The organism is Bacillus sp. N5-665, from assembly GCF_022637375.2.
In the GTDB taxonomy this organism is placed as follows: Bacteria; Bacillota; Bacilli; order Bacillales; family Bacillaceae_G; genus Bacillus_A; species Bacillus_A wiedmannii.
The window spans coordinates 3606756-3628261 of record NZ_CP093325.1 but is presented as its reverse complement, the minus strand read 5'-3'; the positions used below and the strand labels follow the sequence as shown (position 1 = coordinate 3628261).

The window sequence follows — 21506 nt, the reverse complement described above, 5'->3', positions numbered from 1 at the left end:
AATAACCAAAAATTACCATGTATTTAAATTAAAATTTAACACAATTTATATATAAATAAGGAGGTGATTGGTAATGGCTAGAAATCGTAATTCTAATCAATTAGCATCACATGGAGCACAAGCAGCTTTAGATCAAATGAAATATGAAATTGCACAAGAATTTGGTGTACAACTTGGAGCTGACACTTCTTCACGTGCAAACGGTTCTGTAGGCGGTGAAATTACAAAACGTCTAGTAGCGATGGCAGAACAACAACTTGGTGGCGGATATACTCGCTAATTGTAGAAGGTTATAGGAGAAAGGAAGGATTCTTCCTTTCTTTTTTTTTCAATTAATTGGTATGAATATATTGCGAACTGGATTCAAAGAATAGGAATAATACTATATTTTCCCCAATTTCTTTTGTTGTAAATGGGAAGTAGTAAAGATGTAATAGCCCTGGTGGAATGAAAAATTACGTTCCAGCAGGGCTATTATATGGTCAGAAATATACGATGAAAGGGTTCCGAAGCCAACATGTTAAAAAAAGAAAACTGTTGTTTAATTGCGCTTGCATCAGTTCCACTTGTTATGACATTAGGGAATTCAATGCTCATTCCAATCCTACCGACTATCGAAAAGAAATTACATATTTCATCGTTTCAAGTATCCATGATTATTACAATTTACTCTATTGTAGCCATTTTACTTATACCGATTGCTGGTTATTTATCAGATAGATGGGGACGAAAGATGATAATGGTTCCGAGTTTGCTGATTGCGGCTATAGGAGGAGCGATAACTGGTTGGGTATCATGGAAAGTTGATAATCCCTACACTTGGATATTGATCGGTAGAGCGATTCAAGGTATTGGTGCTGCTGGTGCAATGCCAGTTGTTATACCGTGTGTTGGTGATTTATACAAAGATGAAAAACAAGTTAGTACAGGTTTAGGAATCATTGAAACATCCAATACATTTGGAAAAGTGCTGAGCCCTATTTTAGGATCTGCTCTTGCTGCCATTGTATGGTTCTTACCATTTTGGGCAATTCCAGTTTTATGCATAGTATCAATTGTTTTATTACTTGTTCTAGTAAAGGCAAAGAAACAAGAAGGAGAAGTGCCACCACTTAAAGAGTTTATAAAATCTATTATCTCTACGTTTCGAGAAAAGGGAAGATGGTTAATTGCCATTTTTGTATTAGGTGCAATTATTATGCTTATTTTATTCGGAATTCTCTTTTATTTGTCGACGATACTGGAATCAAAGTATGACATACATGGTATATGGAAAGGTTGTGTACTTGCTATCCCGTTACTTGTACTGTCACTTAGTTCATATATGGCGGGTAAAAAAATTGGAGATAATCAAAATGTAATGAAGAAGTGTATTTATATTGGTTTTTTAATGGCAGCTGCATCAGTCATCATTCCTTTATTTATAAAAGGGATTTATTTACTACTTCTTTGTCTCGTTATTATGGGGATAGGAATTGGTATGGCACTCCCATGTTTAGACGCCCTAATTACACAAGGAATTGAAAAGGAGCAAAGGGGGACAGTTACGTCATTTTATAGTTCCATGCGATTTATTGGTGTAGCAGCTGGACCACCTCTATACTCTTTTTTCATGAAAGGTGCTGACCATGAAGTGTTTTATGTAACAAGTATTTTCGCTGGTATCGGTGCTGTTATAGCAATGATTTGGATTAAACCAGCAAAAGATGCAAAGACGGTAAAACAGAAAACGGAACCTACTTCATAACCTGTAAGAGAATTGCATGGTGTTTTAAGGAACATGCAATTCTCTTTCGTTCATTAAGAATACATAACTTGTTTTAACATATAAAGCGCGACGCCCCAAATGATGAGACCCGAAAACTTATTTAATAATACGATTGTCTTTCCGGTTGAGTCTATTCTTTTTAGAAATTTCCCCGCTAAGGCTAAGCTTATAAACCAAATCCAAGAAACGATAATAGTTGCAAGTGTGAAAGCCCATTTTTCACTTTCTATGTATTGAATAGAATTTGTTCCGATTACACCGATTGTATCTAAAATTGCATGTGGATTTAATAACGAAACCGATGCAGCGAAAAGGATTTGCTTTTTTAATGGCATACTGTTTTCTTTTTTTATATCGTTGGAAGGGTTACTTCTCCAAATAACAAAGCCCATATATAGGAGAAAGAAAAATCCAATTATATATAACGTGTTAGTTAGCCAAGAAAAAGTAAGGAGTATAAGGGAGACACCCTGCACTGCAATCAATATGAGTAACGTATCACATATAGAGGCAGTTAATACTACAGGGGCTGCCCTCCAAATGTTTGGTTGGCTCGCACCTTGGTTAAAGACGAAAACATTTTGGACACCTAATGGAATGATAAGACCAAATGCAAGAATGATACCATGAATAATTGCTTCACTCATCATATTACCTCCTATTTTAATTCAGTATGATAGTGTATATTGTATAGAAGAAATGAAAATTTGTATCCATCCATATGATTGGAGAGGTTACCAACCAAAAAGAATATAAGGTGATATGATGGAAAGCTTTGTTTGGAAACCGAATATGTCTCTAGCGACTCCTCTGTATAAACAAATAGAAACGTATATAAAAGAAAGAATCGTTAATGGAGAATGGACTGTTGGAACGAAATTGCCTTCACAAAGAGATTTGGCACATACATTCGGTGTGAACCGGAGTACAATTGTAATGGCTTTCGATGAACTAGTGGCAAAGGGATACATTGAAGGGAATGGCAGGAAAGGAACAATTGTTGTAAATAATAATGAGAATGCTTCAACGTACGCGCCCCCGCCTAATTGGCAGTCTTATGTAGAAACAGGACTTCATTATCCGAATCTGCCTGCTATTCAAGAGATTAATCAAGCTGAATTTTATCCGCATGTAATTCGTTTAGGAACAGGTGAGCTCGCGCCAAGTCTTTTACCTGAAAAAAAGATGAAAGATATTATGAATAAGCTTTTAAAGTCGAGCATGATACTTGGGTATGAAGAACCGAAAGGGAATTTCTATTTAAGGAAGAAAATTGCGGACTATTTAAAAGGACATGGTATAGATGTAACTCCTGATTCTATATTAATTGTTTCAGGAGCAATTCAAGCGTTGCAACTTATTTCTATGGGGCTTCTTCAAAAAGGGGCATCCATCTTATTAGAAAAACCATCTTATTTATATTCTCTTAATGTTTTTCAATCAGCAGGAATGCGTTTAATTGGTATACCAATGGATGAGAACGGTTTACATGCATCATATATTACGAAATATAAGAAGCAATTTAATGCATCTATTTTATATACAATCCCGTCTTTTCATAATCCGACGAACTTTAGTATGAATGCGAAGAAACGAATAGAAGTGATGGAAATATGTAACGAAATTGGTTTGCCTATTATAGAAGACGCGGTGTACCAAGACTTATGGTTTGATGAGCCTGTTTCAAAGCCTTTAAAAGCATATGATAAAAACGGAATTGTACTACATATTGGGAGTATGTCTAAAGTTATTAGTCCAGGGTTAAGAATTGGATGGATTGTTGGATCTGAGCCAGTCATTCAAAGATTGGCAGACATAAAAATGCAAACAGATTATGGTTCAAGTTCTATATCCCAGCAAATTGCAGCGGAATGGTTTGCAGATGGATTGTATGATGAACATTTACAGTTTGTAAGAACTAAGTTGAAAAAACGTAGAGATTTTATGTTGCAAATGTTAGAGAAATATTGTCGTGATATAGCAACATGGTATGAACCGACAGGTGGTTTTTATATTTGGTTACATATGAATGTACCCGTTTCGAACCGTAGCTTATTCGACAAAGCTTTGAAAGAAAAGATTTTATTAAATCCAGGTACTTTGTATGATAGAAGTGCAAACCAATTTTTGCGTCTATCCTATTCATACGCAACGTTAGAAGAAATTGAAATAGGTATCAAAAAACTTGCACAACTAATGAAAAAGTAAGAGGAGAAAATAATGAAACAATACGTAATTTGCCAAATTATCAATGGAGAAAAATATTTAGCTGCTTATGCGGAGTCGAAGCAGGATGCAATTGAAAAAGCAGAATTGTTAGGATTACGAACGGGAAATCGATACACAGTTATTACTGCGGAAGAAGCTGAAGGGTTAACGTATCCTTAAGCAACGAATAATAATGATGCAGCAGGAAGTAAATAAGCCTCGTAATCTATGATATTACTAGGCTTATTTTTTTTGAAAGCGTTACGTGTTCTCGTATGAAAAATAATAGTATTATGAGTCAAGTTGACGGAAATACCGATTTGTTTTTCGGTCCTGATTTCCGTTTCTATAGTCATCGATATATTGTCTGAAGTTCCAAGATTGTAAAAACTTATTTGCGGCGTTATAACCAGAATTGTAAAGCCACTCTTTTTCTTCCTTTGTTAACTCAAAGTTTGTACTTGTAATGGATCCTGTTGGAATTGTAATCGTTCTTGCTTTTGATTCCTTATCTAAATGACGTAAATCATGGGCTTGCATCATTGTTTTAAAAAGTCCTTTGAACATGGAAATAGGCTCATTGTAGTGGGCAGGATCAGCTTGAATCTCATCTTTTACGAAATGAAATCCAAATGTTGGCCAGCGAGGAGAGGAAGGTGAGTCGAAAATCCAAATTGGGTAATTGCTTAAAATCCCTCCATCAACCATATAACAAGGTTGCTTCCATTTAGGGGTTCTCCATTTTACCGGTTCAAAGAAGAAGGGGATTGTACTACTCATTCTTACAGCTTTAGCAATAGAGAAGCGATAATTTAAAAATCCGTAGTTTGGTAAGTCATCAGGAAAGATAACCATTTTACCATTACTTATATCAGAAGCGATAATTTTAAGCTTATTTAAATCAGGTAAATCTGTAAATAAGTGAACTCCTTTTTTGCGAAGTAATTCTTCAATCCATTCTTCTATAAATATATTGGAGTAAATACCAAGAGTAGTCCATGCACTTAATCCTTTTCCGATAAAGGGGATTCTGTCAATAAAGGTTCTCTTCGTAAATTTATTATAATCGATATCAGTTATAATCGTTTTTAACTCTGAACAAGAATATCCTGCTGCTAGGAGCGCAGCGATAATGGAACCAGCTGATGTTCCAGCTACACGCTCCCATTCATAGCCTTTTTCAGCTAACGCGCAAATTGCCCCTACATGTGCAATCCCGCGTACACCGCCTCCTTCAAAAACACCATCAATCTTCATCAATCATACTTCCTTTCGAATAAAAGATTTGAAAATGGAAAAAAAGCACGTATTGTACGTGCTTTTTTACAATAGTTTTTAAATTTACTAGCAGCCTACAAAGCCGCCCCAACAGCTAGCTCCGATGATGATTAGAAGGATAAATAAAACGATTAATAAAGCGAAACCTCCATAACCACATCCACCACAACTACCGCCGTAACCGTAACCGCCGCAACTATATCCGTAACCCATGTGGAATTCCTCCTTAAATTAAAAATAAAAATGAACGAGGGGAAAATGTACTGGAAGAAATAATGAACTATCGTGTTTGTAGGAACAATGTATACTATGCTTTTTTTAACTTGTTCGCGTATGAAGGAAGAGCCCGTTTTTTTGGAGGCTTGTTGTTTTTACAAAGAATGGAGTATAATTTTTGTGCGATGATATAAATATGTAAATGTAAGGAGAATTTATGAATAAACAAATTGAAGTATTAATTGATAAATATGGGCTGACACATTTAAAAGAAGAACTTATTAATACTGTATTTCCTAGTGTGAAAGTTGTGCCAAAGCAGGAGGAAACAGTTGCGGTAGGTAGTTCGAAAATGGGAGGAGTTCCTGATTTACCATCTGCATTTGAATACCCAATGTACAAAGGAAACCGGTTACAGTTTATCGCTCAATTTAATTTAAATGATTTACAAAATGTTGGTATGGAGCACAATCTTCCTAAGACAGGGATGTTATATTTCTTTAGCATTGAAAATTACTTTGAAGAAGATGTGAATCCAACTGAAGCGGGGCGTGTACTTTATTATGATGTTACTGTAGAGCAATTACAAAGGGCCGATGAATTGCAAACAAATTATAACCAGTGTGTAACTACTTTTGAACTGACATATAAATTGCCAGAGCTTTTCATTGAAGATGAGGCTGATTCAGATCGTTTCTTACAATTGCTTGAAGAACTAATCCCAGACAACTATGATAACCATCAAATGTTTGGTGAGCCATTTTCTGTACAAGAGGAAGTATTATATGAGACAGGAGAATATATGGGGATAGACCCGCAGCAAATGACGCTTTTATTCCAAATCGATTCAGATACTAAAAATTGTAATATGATGTGGGGAGATTTAGGAATGCTTTATTTCTGTATTGGAAATGAAGACTTGAAAAATCGACGTTTTGAAAATACATGTTGTGTATTACAAACTTGTTAATGAAAAAGGTTGTTCTTGTAAAAAGAACAACCTTTTTACAATGTTAAATATGCATAATCTCATATGACCTATACGAAAAAGTATTGTATACTCTGAAACTATACGATACTTTTTCGTATAGTTATAGAATATAAGGAGTGACATGATGGGAAAGACAAGTAAGTATGTGACAGCTGCCGCACTTTGTTCAACTATAGTAATGGGAGGCTTACAGGCGTCATCTGTATCTTATGCAGCTACGAATTCAACTGTAGCGACATCACAATCAGATGCAAAGTTGTTAAATGATTTTAGAAAAGAATTAAAAAAACAGGTTGATAATCGAGAAGAAAATATTACAATCACATATAAATCAAAAGATAGAAATGCTAGAAATGTTATGGACCAATTGTATGGCGAGTTTAATAAAATTGTAGATGCAGATGAGTATGTAAAATATAATGTAGCGTCTACTAAATATTCTATTAAAGGGTTACCAGGAAACTATACGTTTACACTGCAAGTTAAGTACCGTGAATCAAAAGAGCAAACACAATATGTGAAATCTCAGGCAAAAGCAATTATCGGTTCAATTGTAAAACCTGGAATGGATGAGCATGAGAAAGTAAAAGCGATTCATGATTATGTTGTGAAACATGTATCTTATGATACGTCTTATAAAGCGTATACAGCATATGAAGCATTAGCAAATCGTTCTGCCGTTTGCCAAGGCTATACGTTATTAACGTATGAGTTGTTAAAAGAAGCAGGTATTCAAAATCATATTGTAACAGGCACTGGGAATGGACAAGCTCATGCATGGAATTTAGTAAACATTGAAAATAAATGGTATCACATTGATACGACATTCGATGATCCAGTACCAGATAAAGCTGGGCGTGTAACATATTCATATTTTAATATGTCTGACGAGCAATTAAGTAAAGATCATGAATGGGATCGTAGTAAATATCCGGCGGCAACTGCAAGTTACTTTAATGAATTAACAAACAAAATAAAAACGGGTAGTTCAAAGACTGCTGCGTATGAACAAATGTTAAAAGAAACAAATTTAAAATATTTGTCTGCACAATACGGGGCAGATAATTATAGTGAATTTAAGAAAAAATTACAGCAACAATTCGCTTCTAAGCCAGAAAAGGTAGAAGTACGATATAAGCAATCTATGGATGGAACAATGCAAGATATAAAGAAAGTGTTAAATGAAATAAATTGGCCAAAAGGTGCAAAACGTGTATCTTATGAAGTAGCACCATATAGTGCGATGGCAGATTATTCATTAGCGACAATTACATTTACGTATTAATTAATGAAGAAGAGCATCTGTAAAAGGTGCTCTTTTTATTATGTATCACTTTAAAAAACAGAATTGTGTGATAAAATACAAAAAGGAAGGATGTGGGATTGGAATGAATTTGTTCGAAAGTAATATTTTTACATTAATATATACTTGTTTAGTAATCGGACTTATCGTTTTGTTTTTCCTATCATTTACTTTGTTCCTTAGAAGATTATTGCAAAACAGCGCTGCAAAAAAACAACATGTAATTAATATGAATAAGAAGCTAGATCGAATGATTGAATTGCTTGAAAAAGATAAGAAATAGTGATAGAAGATGTATGAAAAGGGGAAGAGGATGGCTAATTATATAAAAGAATTACGTGAAAAAGTAGGGCACGACTGTGTTCTCATAAACTTTGCGGGTGGTTGTGTGTTAAATGAATCTGGCGAAGTATTACTGCAAAAAAGAGGTGATTTTAATGCTTGGGGATTTCCTGGCGGTGCAATGGAAATCGGAGAATCTGCCGCAGAAACCGCGATTCGAGAAATAAAAGAAGAAACAGGTTATGATGTAGAAATAAATGAGCTTCTCGGGGTGTATACAAAATATTTTCAAACATATCCAAATGGTGATAGAGCTCAGTCAATTTTAATATTCTTTTCATGCTCAATTGCCGGTGGAGAGCAAAAAGTAGACGGTGATGAAACGTTGGAATTGAAGTTTTTCCCGCTAAACAAAATGCCACCATTGTTTAATCAACAACATGAGGATTGTTTACAGGACTTACTAGAGAAAAGAGTAGGGGTGTATCGTTAACATAAAAAAGAAGCTAATGAGATTAGCTTCTTTTTTATGTTTTATTTATTTCCACCAATCATCAAACATTGATGCTGGAACTTGTCTTTTATGTTCGCTCACTGTGTAACGTTTTTCAATTTTTTCTGCAACGTCAGTTGGAACTGCTTTACCTTCTAAATAATCATCTAGTTGATCATACGTAATACCTAACTCTGTTTCATCAGCTTGACCTGGTTTTTCATCTAATAAATCAGCTGTTGGCATTTTTAAGTAAAGTCGCTCGTCTGCACCTAATTCTTGTAATAGAGCGCGTCCTTGGCGTTTCGTTAATCCCGTTAATGGTAATAGGTCTGCACCACCATCTCCGAATTTTGTAAAGAATCCTGTAACAGCTTCTGCCGCGTGATCAGTTCCAATTACAAGTAGCCCTTGTTGACCACCGATTGCGTACTGCGTAACCATACGGATGCGTGCTTTCACGTTACCTTTATTGAAATCTGTTAATGATTCACCTAATAAGTTTTCGTATTGATTTGAGAAAGCATCAACTGTTGAAGCGATATCAAATGCAATAGATTGATCAGCTTGAATAAATTGTAATGCTAATTGCGCATCATCTTCGTCTTTTTGCACTTTATAAGGAAGGCGCACGGCGATAAACGTTGCGCTACCACCTTCATTACGAATTTCCTCCACTGCAAGCTGAGCTAAACGTCCAGCTAATGTAGAGTCTTGTCCGCCACTAATTCCAAGTACAAATCCTTTCGCACCTGTTTTTTTTACATAATCTTTTAAGAAATCAACACGTTTACGGATTTCTGCTTTCGGATCAATTACAGGCTGAACATGTAATGCTTTCATAATCTGTTCTTGTAATGTCATTATGTTTCCTCCTATTCATATTAAAGCAGTAATTAAGTTTATATGTATATTGGTACATACTTCTATCCTTTATTATTTCGCAAAACTAGCGAATATACAATAGGATGCGTGTATGAATATGAATGTAGTCATTATAATGAAACTGCTTCGTTTAAGCAATTTTTTTGAAACCTTTCAATAATGTAAGGTTTTTGTCATTTGAATCGATGGAAGGTATTTCCGTATTTTACTAATATAAAAACATAGTTAGTAGAAGGGCGGAGAAGTAATATGAATATTAGAGAACTCGCATACCGGAATGTAACGCGAAATAGACGAACATACTCAGCATATTTTTTAAGTAGTGCATTTGCTATTATGGCCTTTTTTGTGTATTCATTTTTTGCGTTTCATCCGGCATTAAGTGCTGGAGAACTGGGGCAATACGTGTTCGTAAGTATGTCTTTTGCACAGTCCATTATTTACTTATTTACATTTTTCTTTATTTTATATTCGATGGGAATGTTTTTAAAAACGAGAAAGCGTGAATTAGGAATTTTAATGATGTTAGGTATGACGAAATATCAATTAAAGCGTCTTATCTTCTTTGAAAATATTATGATTGGGATAGGGGCAATTATTTTTGGAATACTTGCAGGAATGCTATTTTCTGGAATGTTAATATTTGTAGCTCCGATGATATTAAAATTAGATATTTCCTTAGCTTATTACATACCAATGAAAGCCATTGTTGTAACGAGTATTATGTTTTTCGTATTATTTATGATCATTTCATTGTTTAGTGCAGGAATGATTCGGAAAAATAAAATTATGAAATTGTTTAGAGGATCAGCAGAAGCGAAGCCGGAACCGAAAGCTTCCATTATTTCTTCTATATTAGCAGTCATATTGCTTAGTGCGGGATATGCGGGAGCACTTATGTCACACGGTGCAATGGTATTTGTCATGATGATTCCTGTTACAACGGTAGTCATTATTGGTACGTATTTGCTGTACAAGCAGTTGAGTGTCTTTATTATTAGACTATGTAAAAAAAGTAAACGTTTCTATTGGACACAGACAAATATTGTTACGTTATCAGATTTAGCTTACCGTATGAGAGACAACGCCAGAATGTTCTTTATTGTAACTATTATTTCAACTGTAGCATTTTCAGCAATAGGTACATTAGTTGGTTTCGCATCAATGACGAAAGAAATTATGGAAAGACCAATTGCGTTTCATTACCACTCCAAGCAAGGAAATAGTAATGAATCACAGCATTTGAAGATAATTGATGAAGGATTAAAGAAGCATAGTATAACAGCTTCTAAAGCTACTATTTCAACGAAAAGGTCAGAGGAGCAGTCTTTAAGAAGTGCTATTTTCATAAAAGAATCAGATTATAAGGAGTATGCGAAGTTAACAGGAGAACCATTTCAAACTGTAGCAAATAAAGAAGCTTTATTTTTATCAGTCGATATACCAGGCCCACCGATGAAAGAAAGAAAAGAAATTACTTTACCACATTTGAATGAATCTTTAAAAGTGAAAAAAGTTAATACTTCTTCATTAAGTAAAATACTAAGAGGTAACGTTTATGTAATCTCTAAAAATCAATATGATGCATTACAAGAAGGATTTAAAGAGGAAAAAGATTATGTGTACAAAACAGAAGGAACGAAAGATGAAATAGAGGTTGGTAAAGAGCTTACTCATCAAATGAAGATTTATGAAGAACATGCAATGTTTAGTGCAGAAGAGTACGAACAAAACCAAAGTTTACAAATCGCAGGACCAATTCTATTTGTAGGTTTCTTTATTGGTATAGTATTTTTCGTATGTGCAGGAAGTTTCCTTTACTTCCGTTTGTTTTCTGATTTGGAGGATGATACTCGTTTGTTTGAAATGATTCGAAAAGTAGGCTTAACGAGTGGAGAGTTATCGAAAGTAGTTACAATTCGATTGGCACTTTTATTCTTCGTTCCAATAGGCGTTGCAACATTACATGGGGCAGTAGCATTAACTGCACTCGGACAGATGTTTGAGTACTCACTATTTAAAGAAAATGCGATTGTATTAAGTATTTTCGTAGGAATTCAAGTTGGTTACTTTTTACTGATAAGATCTCGTTATTTAAAACAATTGAAAGAGAGATTACGTATTCGTTAAATGTGTTTTTTTAACTTGAGTACAAAATTTTCTAAAAAGAGACAAGTATTACCAAAAAGTGATAAAATGGAAAGAGCGAGGTGGAAAAAATAATAGAAAGTAAGGGGGGGAGTATTATGAAAGCAACAGGAGTTATTCGAAAAGTAGACGAATTAGGACGAATTGTTATTCCTAAAGAATTACGTGATGTATTGGGAATACAAATCAAATCACCACTTGAAATTTTCGTAGAAGAAGATAAAGTCATTTTACAAAAATATCAACCTTACAATGCTTGTCAAATAACAGGTGATGTTTCAAATCAAAACATATCATTAGCAAATGGAAACATTACTGTTAGTATAGATGGAGCGAAACATTTAATAAAAGAAATAGAGAAGTTTTTAAATAAGAGTGAGGCTTAGTCTTAATTTATTTTATTTTTAAAATTTCATATCATTCTTTAAAAACTATGAAAGGACCATTAAATTGGTCCTTTTATTTTTGTTATTGGTTGTACCAATCGGATTTTTGGTGAATAAAAATTACGAGATAAATAAAAAGAGTAGTATAAAATTAGTAAGCTATATTGAGAAATATTTTTAAGGAAGGAAAACGAAACGAATAAAACGAATTTTACATTTAAACCTTTTCAAAAGTGGTCTGAAATGAAAATAATATATTTTCAGGAGGGATTACGATGAATAGTAGTACAGCGAATAAACAAAAAGGTATACAATTGATTCCTTTTACAGTAGATAAGGTGGTTGAACAAGTAAATGAAATTCCACCAGGTGTACAACTCATTCATGCTCCACAAGTATGGGAGAAGAGTGCGAAAGGAAAAGATATTGTTGTTGCCGTATTAGATACAGGTTGTGATGTGAATCATATAGATTTAAAGGATCGCATTATCGGTGGAAGAAATTTCACGAAAGATTACGAAGGGGATCCAAATATTTATCTTGATAATAACGGACACGGTACTCATGTAGCGGGGACAATTGCAGCGACTGAAAATGGTGTCGGTGTTTTAGGAGTCGCACCACTTGCTAAAATGTTAGTGTTAAAGGTTTTAGCGGGAGATGGTTCTGGAAGTTATGAGCAAATTATTGAGGCGATTCATTATGCTGTAAATTGGAGAGGACCTAATAAAGAAAGAGTTAGGGTCATTTCAATGTCACTTGGTGGCCCGCAAGACGTTCTAGAATTACATGAAGCAATTCAAAATGCGGTAAGACAAGATGTTCTCGTCGTATGTGCTGCTGGGAATAATGGAGATTGTAATGATAATACAGAGGAACTAGATTTCCCAGGTGCTTATTCCGAAGTAATTGAAGTCGGCGCTGTCAATTTAGAACGGAAAATCGCATGTTTTAGTAATTCGAATCAAGAAATTGATTTAGTGGCGCCAGGTGATGAAATATTATCTACGTATCCCGAAGGAAAATATGCGGTATTAAGTGGTACTTCTATGGCAACACCGCATGTTGCTGGAGCGCTGGCATTGCTCATTAAGCAGTGTGAGAGAGAATATGGTAGAAAGTTATCAGAGCCAGAAATATATGCACAACTTATTAAAAGAACTGTACCTTTAGGGTATGAACGTACATCTGAAGGGAATGGATTAATAGATTTATTAAAAGAATAGCAAATACGAAAAAACATCTCATATGAATATGAGATGTTTTTTCGTATGGTTCTGTCGCATATACAGGAGAATCTAGTATTTAATTCTTTTTCATGCAACGTATATTAGAATGGTGGTTATCCTATACGTCTGTTCATAAAATTATAAAAAGTACATAGAACTTGCATCGTAACAACGAAAACCGCTATAAGGTTAGAGGAGGTATATACTGATGATATATCAAGCTATCCAGCAGTTAATTGATCGTGCTATTGAAGTTCAATTAATTGAAAAAGAAGATGAAATATATACAAGGAATCAAATCCTTTCCTTACTTCGTTTAGATGACTTTGTAGTGGAAGCGTCAGCGCCCGCAAAGAAAGCAATTTCGGAGTTATTGGAAGAGTTAATTGAATATGCTTGTATGCATAAAGTCATTGAGGCAGTAATGGACGAGAAGGAGATTTTAGCAAGTGCAATTATGGATGTATTTATGTCCAAACCGTCCGTTATCAATTCTCTATTTTATGAAAAATACGAACAAAATCCGAAGGCTGCGACAAATTACTTCTATGAGTTAAGTAAAAACAGCAACTATATCCAAATGAAGCAAATTGCCAAAAATATAAATTATAAAGTAAATACGGAATATGGACCCATTGATATAACGATTAATTTATCAAAACCGGAAAAAGACCCGAAACAAATTGCTAGAGAGAGAGTATTGGAAAGTACAAATTATCCAAAATGTTTACTCTGTATTGAGAATGAAGGATATAGAGGCAGAATTGGACATCCAGCACGCTCGAATCATCGTATGATTCGTATGAATCTTACAGATGAAAGCTGGTTTCTACAGTATTCTCCGTATATATACTTCAATGAACACTGTATTGTATTGTCTTCAGAACACCGTGATATGAAAATTGACCGTCAAACATTTTTACGTTTGTTAAAATTTGTAGAAAAATTCCCGCATTATTTCCTTGGTTCTAATGCAGATTTGCCTATTGTAGGAGGATCTATTCTAACACATGACCATTATCAAGGTGGAAATTATGAATTTGCTATGGCAAATGCATCAAACGACTTAATTTTTGAACTCACTAACTTTCCAGAAATGCAATGTTCTATTATTAAATGGCCAATGTCAGTTATTCGCTTAAGAAGTAACGACATAGAACAAATAGTAAATACAGGGGAGTACATATTAGAGAGGTGGAAGGGATATAGTGATCCTTCTGTTCATACATTTGCATTTACGAATGATGTTCCACATAATACGATTACGCCGATTGCCCGCTATCGGAATGGTATATACGAATTGGACCTTGTTTTGCGAAACAATCGTACAAGTGAAGAACATCCGCTAGGTATTTTCCACCCTCATGCGGAAATACAACATATTAAAAAGGAAAATATCGGACTGATTGAAGTAATGGGGTTAGCTGTACTTCCGGCGCGTTTAAAAACAGAACTTCAGGAAGTGGAAAAATTCTTACTTAACATTCCAAGTGATATTCCAACGCCTCATATACGATGGGCAGAACAATTAAAAATCAAATATGACAATCGGATACATGAACACAATGTACAGGAGATTATAAGAGAAGAAGTGGGACGGAAATTTATACAGGCGCTTGAAGATGCTGGTGTTTTTAAGCGAGATGACGAAGGGATATCGGCATTTAAACGTTTTATTCAGAGGTTAAATAAGGAATGAACTTAGTAGTGATGGTGATTACAAAATGACCTAATTATATGATAAGGGAGGTAATAATATGGAGGAGTGTGAGCATAAGCAACTACAGGAATTGAAACAGATAGGCGGCCCTGTATTAATGATGTGTATAAAATGTAATCAAATAATTAAAGTGTCCAAAAGATCCAGTACAAAAATAAAGTGAAAAAGAATGAATCGTATATATTTCTAGTGTGTGATGAACAAAGTTCCTTCTGATTAAAGTTGCATTTTATTAAAAGAATAGAAAAAATTAAAAACATCTCATATGAATATGAGATGTTTTTTAGTATGGTTCTGTCGCATGTAATACGACCTCTAATAAACCGGGGAATCTAGCATGTAAGTCATCTTCACGAATTGAAATGAAACGTTGTGTGCCTTCAAGGCGTGTATACATAACACCAGATTCACGTAACACTTTGAAATGGTGAGATAAAGTTGATTTCGCAATTGGAATGTTTAACGCACCGCAAGATTGTTCATTTTTCTCTAATAGCATAGTTACAATTTGTAAACGGATTTGATCGCTAAGTGCGTATAAGACAGAAGAGAATTGAATTTCTTCTCGATTTGGATGATAGAGAGTACGCATTTTTTCACCTGCTTGTATAAGTTAATATAGTTTGCACTATAACATATAAAGTGATATATTTCTATTGTTCGAATATAATCGAACAATAGAAATATAGGGGGAGAAAAAATGAAATATACCAAATTGCAAAAGGCAGGACTAAATATTTCAAAGTTAGGGCTAGGAACAAACGCTGTAGGGGGACATAATTTATATGCTGATGTGAATGAGGAGGAAGGAAAACGATTAATAGAAGAAGCTATCCAGCAAGGGATTACATTTTTTGATACAGCAGATTCATACGGATTCGGTAGATCAGAGGAATTGGTAGGGGAAGTATTGAAAGGAAAACGCCAAGAAGTTGTACTTGCTACAAAAGGTGGAATACAGCCGTTATTAAATGGAGAGGTTTATATTAATAATGAAAGAAGCTATTTAAGAAATGCTGTGGAAAATAGCTTAAGAAGATTACAAACTGATTATATTGATTTATATTATTTACATTTTACAAATCCAGAAACAAGTTACATAGATTCAATTGGTGAGCTTACTCGCCTAAAAGAAGAAGGGAAAATTCGTTCAATTGGAATATCTAACGTTAATGTAGAGCAGTTAAAAGAAGCGAATCAGCACGGACATATAGATGTTGTACAATCACCATATAATATGTTAGATCGTACTGCTGGGGAAGAACTTTTGCCGTATTGTATAGAATCAGGTATTTCATTTATTCCGTACGGACCTCTTGCCTTTGGGATACTAGGCGGAAAATATACAGAAGATTTTAAATTGAACGAAGACGATTGGCGTCAAAGTGTAAATCTATTTGAAGAAAATACATATAAGAGTAACTTTAAAAAAGTTGAGAAGTTAAAAGGTTTAGCTAAAGAAATGAATTTTGAAGTATCACATTTAGCTTTAGCATGGCTATTAAATAAAAAAGGAATTGATACTGTTATTCCTGGTGGGAAACGAGCGGAGCAAATAAGAGAAAGTGTAAGAGCGGTGGAAGTTTCATTGAATGAAAAGGTTATGGAAGAAATTAAATCTATTTTAGAAGATTAGTTGAGAAGAGGGGTACTTCCCTCTTTTTATCCCGCATTAACGGGCAGTAAGACCCCCACCTCAAAATTTAGCGGAAGCAAAGAAGTTAGGTGGGGGATCAACTGCCCGTAAAAGCCCGATTGGTTCAACTAATAATCAGTGGGGGATGAACAAAACCCCCACTGATTAAAGTTTCACTTTATATAAAAGGAGAAGGTTTAAATGAAAAGAGTACTAGCTGTATTCTTTACGATAATGTTTATGATAGGTACAGATACTTTCTTAATTTCACCACTTTTACCGACATTACAAAAGGTGTATCATGTTTCAACTGAGCTGTCAGGGTGGATGGTGAGTTCATATGCTTTAGGATACGCTGGATTTGCGCTTATTGCTGGTCCTATATCAGATGGCTTAAACAGAAAAACAGTGATGGTAATAGGAATGAGTTTTTTTGCGTTAAGTACGTTTTTATGTGGAATGGCACCGAGTTTTCTATGGATGCTAGCATTTAGATTTTTAGCAGGTGTAAGTGCAGCCTTTGTATCTCCACAAGTGTGGGCATCTATTCCGCTCCTTATAGAAAAGGAGGGAATTGTAAAGGCAATTGGAATTGCAACAGCAGGGTTAGCAATCTCTCAAATTTTAGGGTTGCCAGTTGGATCGTATTTGGCAATGATACACTATACAACACCATTCTTCATCATTGGTATATTATCAGCACTACTTGTAATTCTTATCTATGTAGTATTACCAGAAATAAAACCGGTTCATATAGGTGGAAGTAAAACAAACATCTTAAAGCGCTATAAACAATTACTTACAGATTCAAAGGTTTCAATTTCTTATTTTGCATATTTTGTTTTTCAAACTGGTAATTTTGCTGCATTTTCATTTTTGGGTGTATGGCTTTCCATTCAATTTGGCTTACAAGTTCATGAAGTAGGTACAGCTATGCTCGTATTAGGACTAGGAAATTTAACTGGTAATATTTTTGGCCCTAGAATCGTAAATAAAATTGGTTATAACCTTTCTTTCTATGGTGGGATTATATTTACAGCAGTGCTATATGTATTACTTCCTCATGTAAAGAACATCGTATTGGTGGAGTTATTGTTCTTTGTTTTGTTTTTTGTGACAGGAATTTTGTTTGTATTAATGATGAGGCACTTACAAAACATATCTAGTGTAGCAAGAGGAACAGGAGCCGCGCTTGCTAATGCTTCTATGTATATTGGTCAAATGATTGGAGCTGCAATAGCAGGACTGCTATTTGCAGCATCTCACAATTTTATACTTATAGGTAGTTTTACTGCGTTACTATATATAGGAGCTTTATTTTTGTTTAGAAAAAGTGAAAAGCTTAATGAAGATAGTGAAACAGGAATTGCATCATAAAGTCTGTATAAATATTTTGCAAATCAGAATTAATAAGAGTGTGAATACATGAATGTGCTATTAATTACAGTGGTTACTAAAAGTATAGAAATAGTAGTAGAAATGTATTGTAACAAAGTTATGAGGAATTCAAAAATAAAAAATCCCTACAAAGATAGGGATTTATATATCGGCATATAGTTCCTTGGAAAAGGATATATGTAGTTTAACATATAGAACTACTTATATTTGTGAAATAGATGTGAAAGTAATGTGAAAAATGCTGAAAGAAAAAACTATTTAAATAGAGGATAATTTAGATGAGGATATGGATTTTACATAAATGCTGTGTTATATTTCTACTTATTTGTTAATAATTACATGTTTTAATTTTATTGGGGATAAAAGGGAGATATTTAAATGCAATGGTATTTGAAAGCTCTAAAGAATTATGGGAATTTTAGTGGTAGAGCTACGCGAAAAGAGTACTGGACTTTTAGTTTATCGAATATCGTAATTTTTTGGTTATTGTTATTTTTATCATCATTTTCAGAGGTGTTAGTTGCTATTATTGCGTTGCTATTTATGTTAGTAATGATTATACCAAGTTTTTCGGTTGGTGCACGACGATTGCATGATATTGGGAAAACAGGATGGTGGCAACTATTAAATTTTGTACCGTTTGGTAGCGTTGTTTTACTTGTATTTTTTATCATTGAAAGTGAAGAAACTGACAATCAATACGGACCAAATCCGCATTCAGATTTAAAAGAAGCGATTTAATAAACCTATTATTAAAATTTTGCACGGGCTAATATTATTAAGTTGATCTCTAGGCCTATATGACTTTTGAAACTGTAAAAATGGGAAGAATAAAGGCAGAGAGAATATAGCATGGCAAGAAGAAAAAATTCTAAATAAAAAGCACTGTTTTAGCTAATGTAACTAAAACAGTGCTTTTCTCTTTGATTGAACTGTTGCTGCATTTTCATCATGTATGCCTGCATCTTTAATAATTCGTTGTTTTGCTTTATTTAATAGATGGTCTACTGCTTCACCAAAATAATTAGCTTCGCTTTTTGTGCGGGCTTCTCGTAAACATTTATAGTTTTCTAGCAGTTCCTCTTTTTCAGTGTTTGTTAAGAAATCTTCTATTTTCTTTTTTGTCATACGAAACACCCTTTCTTCTGACAAACGACGCAATAGAAAATATTTATTGTTTATTATAGCAATAATTTTTAAAGAAAGTATAGACTAACGTCGTAATAATTTGTCAATTTCTTGAATCTTTTCATCAGCTTTCCCAATTTGTGTATTTTTAGCCTGCTCACCACCAAGCGCTTGATGCAGTAAGAAAGTCTGACCGGAAATAGCTGTCACAATGGATACTTTTATAATTTCTTTTATTAAGGTGACATCGAATAGAACGAGTCCAAGAAGTGCAGCTAAGCTACCAGTGAAAATATCAGTCAAAAACCCAAAGTGAAAAAAAGTTTTCAAACGGCGTGGAAGCAATAACTTGCCTTGGTTATTGATAAGATGGGAAACGAAACCAGTAATGCCACCAACGAGAACAGCAGTTAGCCATTGATACATTTCCATCGAATCCACTCCTTTTAGTGAATAAGATTCGATTCTTTTATATTGATTCCTTTTAATATTTCATAGAAGCATATTGAGAAAGTTTGTTTGGGTTTATTATGAATTCAATTTAATTATAACAGAAAAACCTGATATCTTTTAGTCTATTATATGAAGCGGTTATTCCTTAATATGAATGTAGAAAGGGGTGCGTGATATGAATATAGATTATCGAATAAGAAGTGTAGATGGTTATACAAAAAATATAGGGGAATTAGTAAGCATGCTGGAGCATACGAGGGCTGTAACATTACAGGAAATAAACGATCTATCTGTTGAGCAATTAGATTTCATTATGACGAGTGGAGGGAATTCCATCGGAGCGTTACTAAAGCATATAGCAGCTATAGAAAAAGCCCATCAACTTATTTCATTTCAAGAGCGCGACTTTACAAAAGAAGAATTAGAAATATGGGAAGACGCACTGTATTTAGGGAAAGCGGGGAGAACAATCCGTGGTCATGAAATACAGTATTATGTACAACTTCTACAAAGTGTTCGAGAAGAATCTCTGAAGTATTTGAATGAACAAGATGATGAATGGCTTATGTCAGAAAGAAAGTGGCCTAACGGTGTAGCGTATAACCAGCACTATCTGTGGTTTCATGTGCTAGAAGATGAGGTTAGTCACCGTGGACAAATTAGAATGATGAAAAATAAAATATTTGAAAATTTCGTTAAATAAGGTAGCTTTTTAAATAAATATTCCATATAATGAGAGTAATTAAAATGAGAACGGAGTGATGTATTATGGCGAAGATAACGTATATGAATAATAAACCAAATACAAAGGTGGATGGAAAGGGCGAGACTGTATAAGTGAGCGCACGATCCTTCCGCTTAGCTCAAACTAGGGAGGATATCAATTTGAATCAAAATATTTTAAAATCATTCGGCTGGGATTCTTTTTTTGAAGAACAAGCTGTAGAGAACTTTGAAGTAGGGCGTATTTTACTTGAGCATAAACATATATATCGAATTATTTGTAATGATGGTGAATATATGGCAGAGCTGTCTGGAAAGTTTCGGCATGAAGCAGTAACGAAGGGAGATTATCCAGCGGTTGGTGATTGGGTGTATATAAAGAAAATAGAGAATGAAAAGAAAGCAATTATTCATCGTATTTTTCAAAGAAGAAGCTCTTTTTCTAGACAAGAGGCTGGTAATCGAACGGAAGAACAAGTAATAGCAGCAAATGTAGATTATCTATTTTTAGTAAATGCACTTAACCATGATTTTAACGTAAGAAGAATAGAACGTTATTTACTATTAGCGTATGAAAGTGGTGCAATGCCTGTTATTGTTTTAACAAAGAGTAGCTTATGTGAAGACGTGGAACAGAAAATTGTTGAAACGGAAGCTGTGGCAATTGGTGTTCCGATCTTCGTCGTTGATAGTTTAGAGCATACTGGTATTGAATCGTTGCAGCAATTTGTTTCTTCAGGAAAAACAATTGCTTTAGTCGGGTCATCGGGGGTTGGAAAATCCACTTTGTTAAATGCACTCATAGGACTTGAAGTAGCAAAAACGGGAGATATTCGTGAGGAAGATAGTAAAGGAAGGCATACGACAACTCATCGTGAATTGTTCCGATTACCGAGTGGTGGTTTAGTTATTGATACTCCGGGTATGAGGGAGCTGCAGCTTTGGGAAGGAAGCGATGCAATTCAAACAACATTTTCTGATATTGAAGAATTAGCAAAAACGTGCCGTTTTAGGGATTGTAAACATGAAAATGAGCCAGGGTGCGCAGTGCATAATGCAATTGATAACGGAATTATTACGATAAATCGTTTGCAAAGCTATAAAAAATTACAAAGAGAACTGGCGTATTTTATGAGAAAACAAGATGCTATTCTTGCGAGAGCAGAGCGTGATAAGTGGAAAAAGATTTCTAAACAGCATAAAAAAATATGAAAAGCCAAAGGGTGGTTCCCTTTGGCTTTTTTTGTATTTGTAAATTTTA

24 protein-coding genes and 1 pseudogene are annotated in these 21506 nt (G+C 34.4%); 18 read left to right on the top strand and 7 right to left on the bottom strand.

Features of this window, described 5'->3' with window-relative positions; translation table 11 throughout:
- The first annotated feature begins 73 nt into the window (after nucleotides 1–73).
- Entirely contained in the window at nucleotides 74–280 is a 207-nt protein-coding gene (locus MNO09_RS21215) for an alpha/beta-type small acid-soluble spore protein (RefSeq protein WP_000113545.1), read from the top strand.
- A 237-nt stretch (nucleotides 281–517) separates the two neighbouring features.
- A complete protein-coding gene (gene bcbE, locus MNO09_RS21210; protein ID WP_000913346.1) occupies nucleotides 518–1747 on the top strand; it encodes a bacillibactin exporter BcbE in 1230 nt (409 codons plus the stop codon).
- A gap of 53 nt (nucleotides 1748–1800) precedes the next feature.
- Here the strand turns inward: bcbE and MNO09_RS21205 are convergent, their stop codons facing one another.
- Nucleotides 1801–2415 (bottom strand): LysE/ArgO family amino acid transporter, encoded by a 615-nt coding sequence (locus MNO09_RS21205; RefSeq protein ID WP_001287292.1) that lies wholly within the window; start codon nucleotides 2413–2415, stop codon nucleotides 1801–1803.
- A gap of 118 nt (nucleotides 2416–2533) precedes the next feature.
- Here MNO09_RS21205 and pdxR point away from each other — a divergent pair, with 118 nt between their 5' ends.
- Both pdxR and MNO09_RS21195 read left to right on the top strand, forming a co-directional pair.
- Nucleotides 2534–3976 carry a MocR-like pyridoxine biosynthesis transcription factor PdxR gene (gene pdxR / locus MNO09_RS21200; protein ID WP_000443456.1) on the top strand — a complete coding sequence of 481 codons (1443 nt, stop codon included), beginning with the start codon at nucleotides 2534–2536 and terminating at the stop codon, nucleotides 3974–3976.
- Between the two features lie 12 nt (nucleotides 3977–3988).
- On the top strand, nucleotides 3989–4156 hold the full coding sequence (locus tag MNO09_RS21195) for a DUF3933 family protein (RefSeq protein WP_000816376.1): 168 nt from the start codon (nucleotides 3989–3991) through the stop codon (nucleotides 4154–4156).
- Between the two features lie 111 nt (nucleotides 4157–4267).
- Here the strand turns inward: MNO09_RS21195 and MNO09_RS21190 are convergent, their stop codons facing one another.
- Complete coding sequence (locus MNO09_RS21190) at nucleotides 4268–5233, bottom strand: patatin-like phospholipase family protein (RefSeq protein WP_000686805.1); 966 nt, start codon at nucleotides 5231–5233, stop codon at nucleotides 4268–4270.
- 87 nt (nucleotides 5234–5320) lie between these two features.
- Nucleotides 5321–5467: a YjcZ family sporulation protein gene (locus MNO09_RS21185; RefSeq protein WP_000540425.1), complete on the bottom strand. Its 147-nt coding sequence runs from the start codon at nucleotides 5465–5467 to the stop codon at nucleotides 5321–5323.
- Between the two features lie 220 nt (nucleotides 5468–5687).
- Between MNO09_RS21185 and MNO09_RS21180 the strand changes: the two genes are divergently transcribed.
- The 4 genes from MNO09_RS21180 to MNO09_RS21165 all read left to right on the top strand — a co-directional run bounded on the left by MNO09_RS21180 (nucleotide 5688) and on the right by MNO09_RS21165 (nucleotide 8539).
- Nucleotides 5688–6440, top strand: coding sequence for a YwqG family protein (locus tag MNO09_RS21180; protein ID WP_001041260.1), 753 nt, complete (start codon nucleotides 5688–5690; stop codon nucleotides 6438–6440).
- Nucleotides 6441–6585: 145 nt separating this feature from the next.
- Nucleotides 6586–7746, top strand: a complete 1161-nt coding sequence (locus tag MNO09_RS21175) for a transglutaminase domain-containing protein (protein ID WP_000520869.1) — start codon at nucleotides 6586–6588, stop codon at nucleotides 7744–7746.
- Between the two features lie 103 nt (nucleotides 7747–7849).
- Nucleotides 7850–8047, top strand: a complete 198-nt coding sequence (locus MNO09_RS21170) for a DUF4083 domain-containing protein (protein ID WP_002203457.1) — start codon at nucleotides 7850–7852, stop codon at nucleotides 8045–8047.
- Nucleotides 8048–8077: 30 nt separating this feature from the next.
- Complete coding sequence (locus tag MNO09_RS21165; protein ID WP_000024987.1) at nucleotides 8078–8539, top strand: NUDIX hydrolase; 462 nt, start codon at nucleotides 8078–8080, stop codon at nucleotides 8537–8539.
- 45 nt (nucleotides 8540–8584) lie between these two features.
- Here MNO09_RS21165 and nadE read toward each other — a convergent pair whose 3' ends face one another.
- Nucleotides 8585–9403, bottom strand: a complete 819-nt coding sequence (gene nadE, locus MNO09_RS21160) for an NAD(+) synthase (RefSeq protein WP_000174887.1) — start codon at nucleotides 9401–9403, stop codon at nucleotides 8585–8587.
- 270 nt (nucleotides 9404–9673) lie between these two features.
- On the opposite strand from nadE, the gene MNO09_RS21155 reads away from it, so the two are divergent.
- From MNO09_RS21155 to galT, 4 genes are all read left to right on the top strand, one after another.
- Nucleotides 9674–11554: an ABC transporter permease gene (locus MNO09_RS21155; protein ID WP_001025973.1), complete on the top strand. Its 1881-nt coding sequence runs from the start codon at nucleotides 9674–9676 to the stop codon at nucleotides 11552–11554.
- A 116-nt stretch (nucleotides 11555–11670) separates the two neighbouring features.
- Complete coding sequence (locus MNO09_RS21150; RefSeq protein ID WP_000648329.1) at nucleotides 11671–11958, top strand: AbrB/MazE/SpoVT family DNA-binding domain-containing protein; 288 nt, start codon at nucleotides 11671–11673, stop codon at nucleotides 11956–11958.
- A 275-nt stretch (nucleotides 11959–12233) separates the two neighbouring features.
- Nucleotides 12234–13184 (top strand): serine protease, encoded by a 951-nt coding sequence (locus MNO09_RS21145; RefSeq protein WP_001089046.1) that lies wholly within the window; start codon nucleotides 12234–12236, stop codon nucleotides 13182–13184.
- A gap of 211 nt (nucleotides 13185–13395) precedes the next feature.
- On the top strand, nucleotides 13396–14886 hold the full coding sequence (galT, locus tag MNO09_RS21140; RefSeq protein WP_000640225.1) for a UDP-glucose--hexose-1-phosphate uridylyltransferase: 1491 nt from the start codon (nucleotides 13396–13398) through the stop codon (nucleotides 14884–14886).
- A 304-nt stretch (nucleotides 14887–15190) separates the two neighbouring features.
- On the opposite strand, the gene MNO09_RS21135 is transcribed toward galT, so the two are convergent.
- Nucleotides 15191–15499, bottom strand: coding sequence for an ArsR/SmtB family transcription factor (locus MNO09_RS21135; RefSeq protein WP_001259914.1), 309 nt, complete (start codon nucleotides 15497–15499; stop codon nucleotides 15191–15193).
- Nucleotides 15500–15607: 108 nt separating this feature from the next.
- Here MNO09_RS21135 and MNO09_RS21130 point away from each other — a divergent pair, with 108 nt between their 5' ends.
- From MNO09_RS21130 to MNO09_RS21115, 4 genes and pseudogenes are all read left to right on the top strand, one after another.
- Nucleotides 15608–16543: an aldo/keto reductase gene (locus MNO09_RS21130; RefSeq protein ID WP_000877954.1), complete on the top strand. Its 936-nt coding sequence runs from the start codon at nucleotides 15608–15610 to the stop codon at nucleotides 16541–16543.
- A gap of 201 nt (nucleotides 16544–16744) precedes the next feature.
- On the top strand, nucleotides 16745–17920 hold the full coding sequence (locus tag MNO09_RS21125) for an MFS transporter (protein WP_000832286.1): 1176 nt from the start codon (nucleotides 16745–16747) through the stop codon (nucleotides 17918–17920).
- Between the two features lie 48 nt (nucleotides 17921–17968).
- A pseudogene (locus MNO09_RS21120) lies at nucleotides 17969–18176 on the top strand (hypothetical protein).
- Nucleotides 18177–18319: 143 nt separating this feature from the next.
- A complete protein-coding gene (locus tag MNO09_RS21115; protein ID WP_001198798.1) occupies nucleotides 18320–18682 on the top strand; it encodes a DUF805 domain-containing protein in 363 nt (120 codons plus the stop codon).
- 162 nt (nucleotides 18683–18844) lie between these two features.
- Here the strand turns inward: MNO09_RS21115 and MNO09_RS21110 are convergent, their stop codons facing one another.
- Nucleotides 18845–19069, bottom strand: coding sequence for a hypothetical protein (locus tag MNO09_RS21110; protein WP_000162604.1), 225 nt, complete (start codon nucleotides 19067–19069; stop codon nucleotides 18845–18847).
- 84 nt (nucleotides 19070–19153) lie between these two features.
- Nucleotides 19154–19501, bottom strand: a complete 348-nt coding sequence (locus tag MNO09_RS21105) for a DUF4257 domain-containing protein (protein ID WP_000426320.1) — start codon at nucleotides 19499–19501, stop codon at nucleotides 19154–19156.
- A 196-nt stretch (nucleotides 19502–19697) separates the two neighbouring features.
- On the opposite strand from MNO09_RS21105, the gene MNO09_RS21100 reads away from it, so the two are divergent.
- Together MNO09_RS21100 and rsgA are read left to right on the top strand one after the other, a co-directional pair.
- Nucleotides 19698–20225 carry a DinB family protein gene (locus MNO09_RS21100; protein WP_001018110.1) on the top strand — a complete coding sequence of 176 codons (528 nt, stop codon included), beginning with the start codon at nucleotides 19698–19700 and terminating at the stop codon, nucleotides 20223–20225.
- A gap of 182 nt (nucleotides 20226–20407) precedes the next feature.
- Complete coding sequence (gene rsgA, locus MNO09_RS21095; RefSeq protein ID WP_001073092.1) at nucleotides 20408–21457, top strand: ribosome small subunit-dependent GTPase A; 1050 nt, start codon at nucleotides 20408–20410, stop codon at nucleotides 21455–21457.
- Nucleotides 21458–21506: the final 49 nt, after the last annotated feature.

What these genes read in the sequence shown, in the direction of transcription:
- MNO09_RS21215 (WP_000113545.1), top strand. Translation starts at nt 74, where the DNA reads ATGGCTAGAAATCGTAATTCTAATCAATTAGCATCACATGGAGCACAA.
- bcbE (WP_000913346.1), top strand. Translation starts at nt 518, where the DNA reads ATGTTAAAAAAAGAAAACTGTTGTTTAATTGCGCTTGCATCAGTTCCA.
- MNO09_RS21205 (WP_001287292.1), bottom strand. Translation starts at nt 2,415, where the DNA reads ATGAGTGAAGCAATTATTCATGGTATCATTCTTGCATTTGGTCTTATC.
- pdxR (WP_000443456.1), top strand. Translation starts at nt 2,534, where the DNA reads ATGGAAAGCTTTGTTTGGAAACCGAATATGTCTCTAGCGACTCCTCTG.
- MNO09_RS21195 (WP_000816376.1), top strand. Translation starts at nt 3,989, where the DNA reads ATGAAACAATACGTAATTTGCCAAATTATCAATGGAGAAAAATATTTA.
- MNO09_RS21190 (WP_000686805.1), bottom strand. Translation starts at nt 5,233, where the DNA reads ATGAAGATTGATGGTGTTTTTGAAGGAGGCGGTGTACGCGGGATTGCA.
- MNO09_RS21185 (WP_000540425.1), bottom strand. Translation starts at nt 5,467, where the DNA reads ATGGGTTACGGATATAGTTGCGGCGGTTACGGTTACGGCGGTAGTTGT.
- MNO09_RS21180 (WP_001041260.1), top strand. Translation starts at nt 5,688, where the DNA reads ATGAATAAACAAATTGAAGTATTAATTGATAAATATGGGCTGACACAT.
- MNO09_RS21175 (WP_000520869.1), top strand. Translation starts at nt 6,586, where the DNA reads ATGGGAAAGACAAGTAAGTATGTGACAGCTGCCGCACTTTGTTCAACT.
- MNO09_RS21170 (WP_002203457.1), top strand. Translation starts at nt 7,850, where the DNA reads ATGAATTTGTTCGAAAGTAATATTTTTACATTAATATATACTTGTTTA.
- MNO09_RS21165 (WP_000024987.1), top strand. Translation starts at nt 8,078, where the DNA reads ATGGCTAATTATATAAAAGAATTACGTGAAAAAGTAGGGCACGACTGT.
- nadE (WP_000174887.1), bottom strand. Translation starts at nt 9,403, where the DNA reads ATGACATTACAAGAACAGATTATGAAAGCATTACATGTTCAGCCTGTA.
- MNO09_RS21155 (WP_001025973.1), top strand. Translation starts at nt 9,674, where the DNA reads ATGAATATTAGAGAACTCGCATACCGGAATGTAACGCGAAATAGACGA.
- MNO09_RS21150 (WP_000648329.1), top strand. Translation starts at nt 11,671, where the DNA reads ATGAAAGCAACAGGAGTTATTCGAAAAGTAGACGAATTAGGACGAATT.
- MNO09_RS21145 (WP_001089046.1), top strand. Translation starts at nt 12,234, where the DNA reads ATGAATAGTAGTACAGCGAATAAACAAAAAGGTATACAATTGATTCCT.
- galT (WP_000640225.1), top strand. Translation starts at nt 13,396, where the DNA reads ATGATATATCAAGCTATCCAGCAGTTAATTGATCGTGCTATTGAAGTT.
- MNO09_RS21135 (WP_001259914.1), bottom strand. Translation starts at nt 15,499, where the DNA reads ATGCGTACTCTCTATCATCCAAATCGAGAAGAAATTCAATTCTCTTCT.
- MNO09_RS21130 (WP_000877954.1), top strand. Translation starts at nt 15,608, where the DNA reads ATGAAATATACCAAATTGCAAAAGGCAGGACTAAATATTTCAAAGTTA.
- MNO09_RS21125 (WP_000832286.1), top strand. Translation starts at nt 16,745, where the DNA reads ATGAAAAGAGTACTAGCTGTATTCTTTACGATAATGTTTATGATAGGT.
- MNO09_RS21115 (WP_001198798.1), top strand. Translation starts at nt 18,320, where the DNA reads ATGCAATGGTATTTGAAAGCTCTAAAGAATTATGGGAATTTTAGTGGT.
- MNO09_RS21110 (WP_000162604.1), bottom strand. Translation starts at nt 19,069, where the DNA reads ATGACAAAAAAGAAAATAGAAGATTTCTTAACAAACACTGAAAAAGAG.
- MNO09_RS21105 (WP_000426320.1), bottom strand. Translation starts at nt 19,501, where the DNA reads ATGGAAATGTATCAATGGCTAACTGCTGTTCTCGTTGGTGGCATTACT.
- MNO09_RS21100 (WP_001018110.1), top strand. Translation starts at nt 19,698, where the DNA reads ATGAATATAGATTATCGAATAAGAAGTGTAGATGGTTATACAAAAAAT.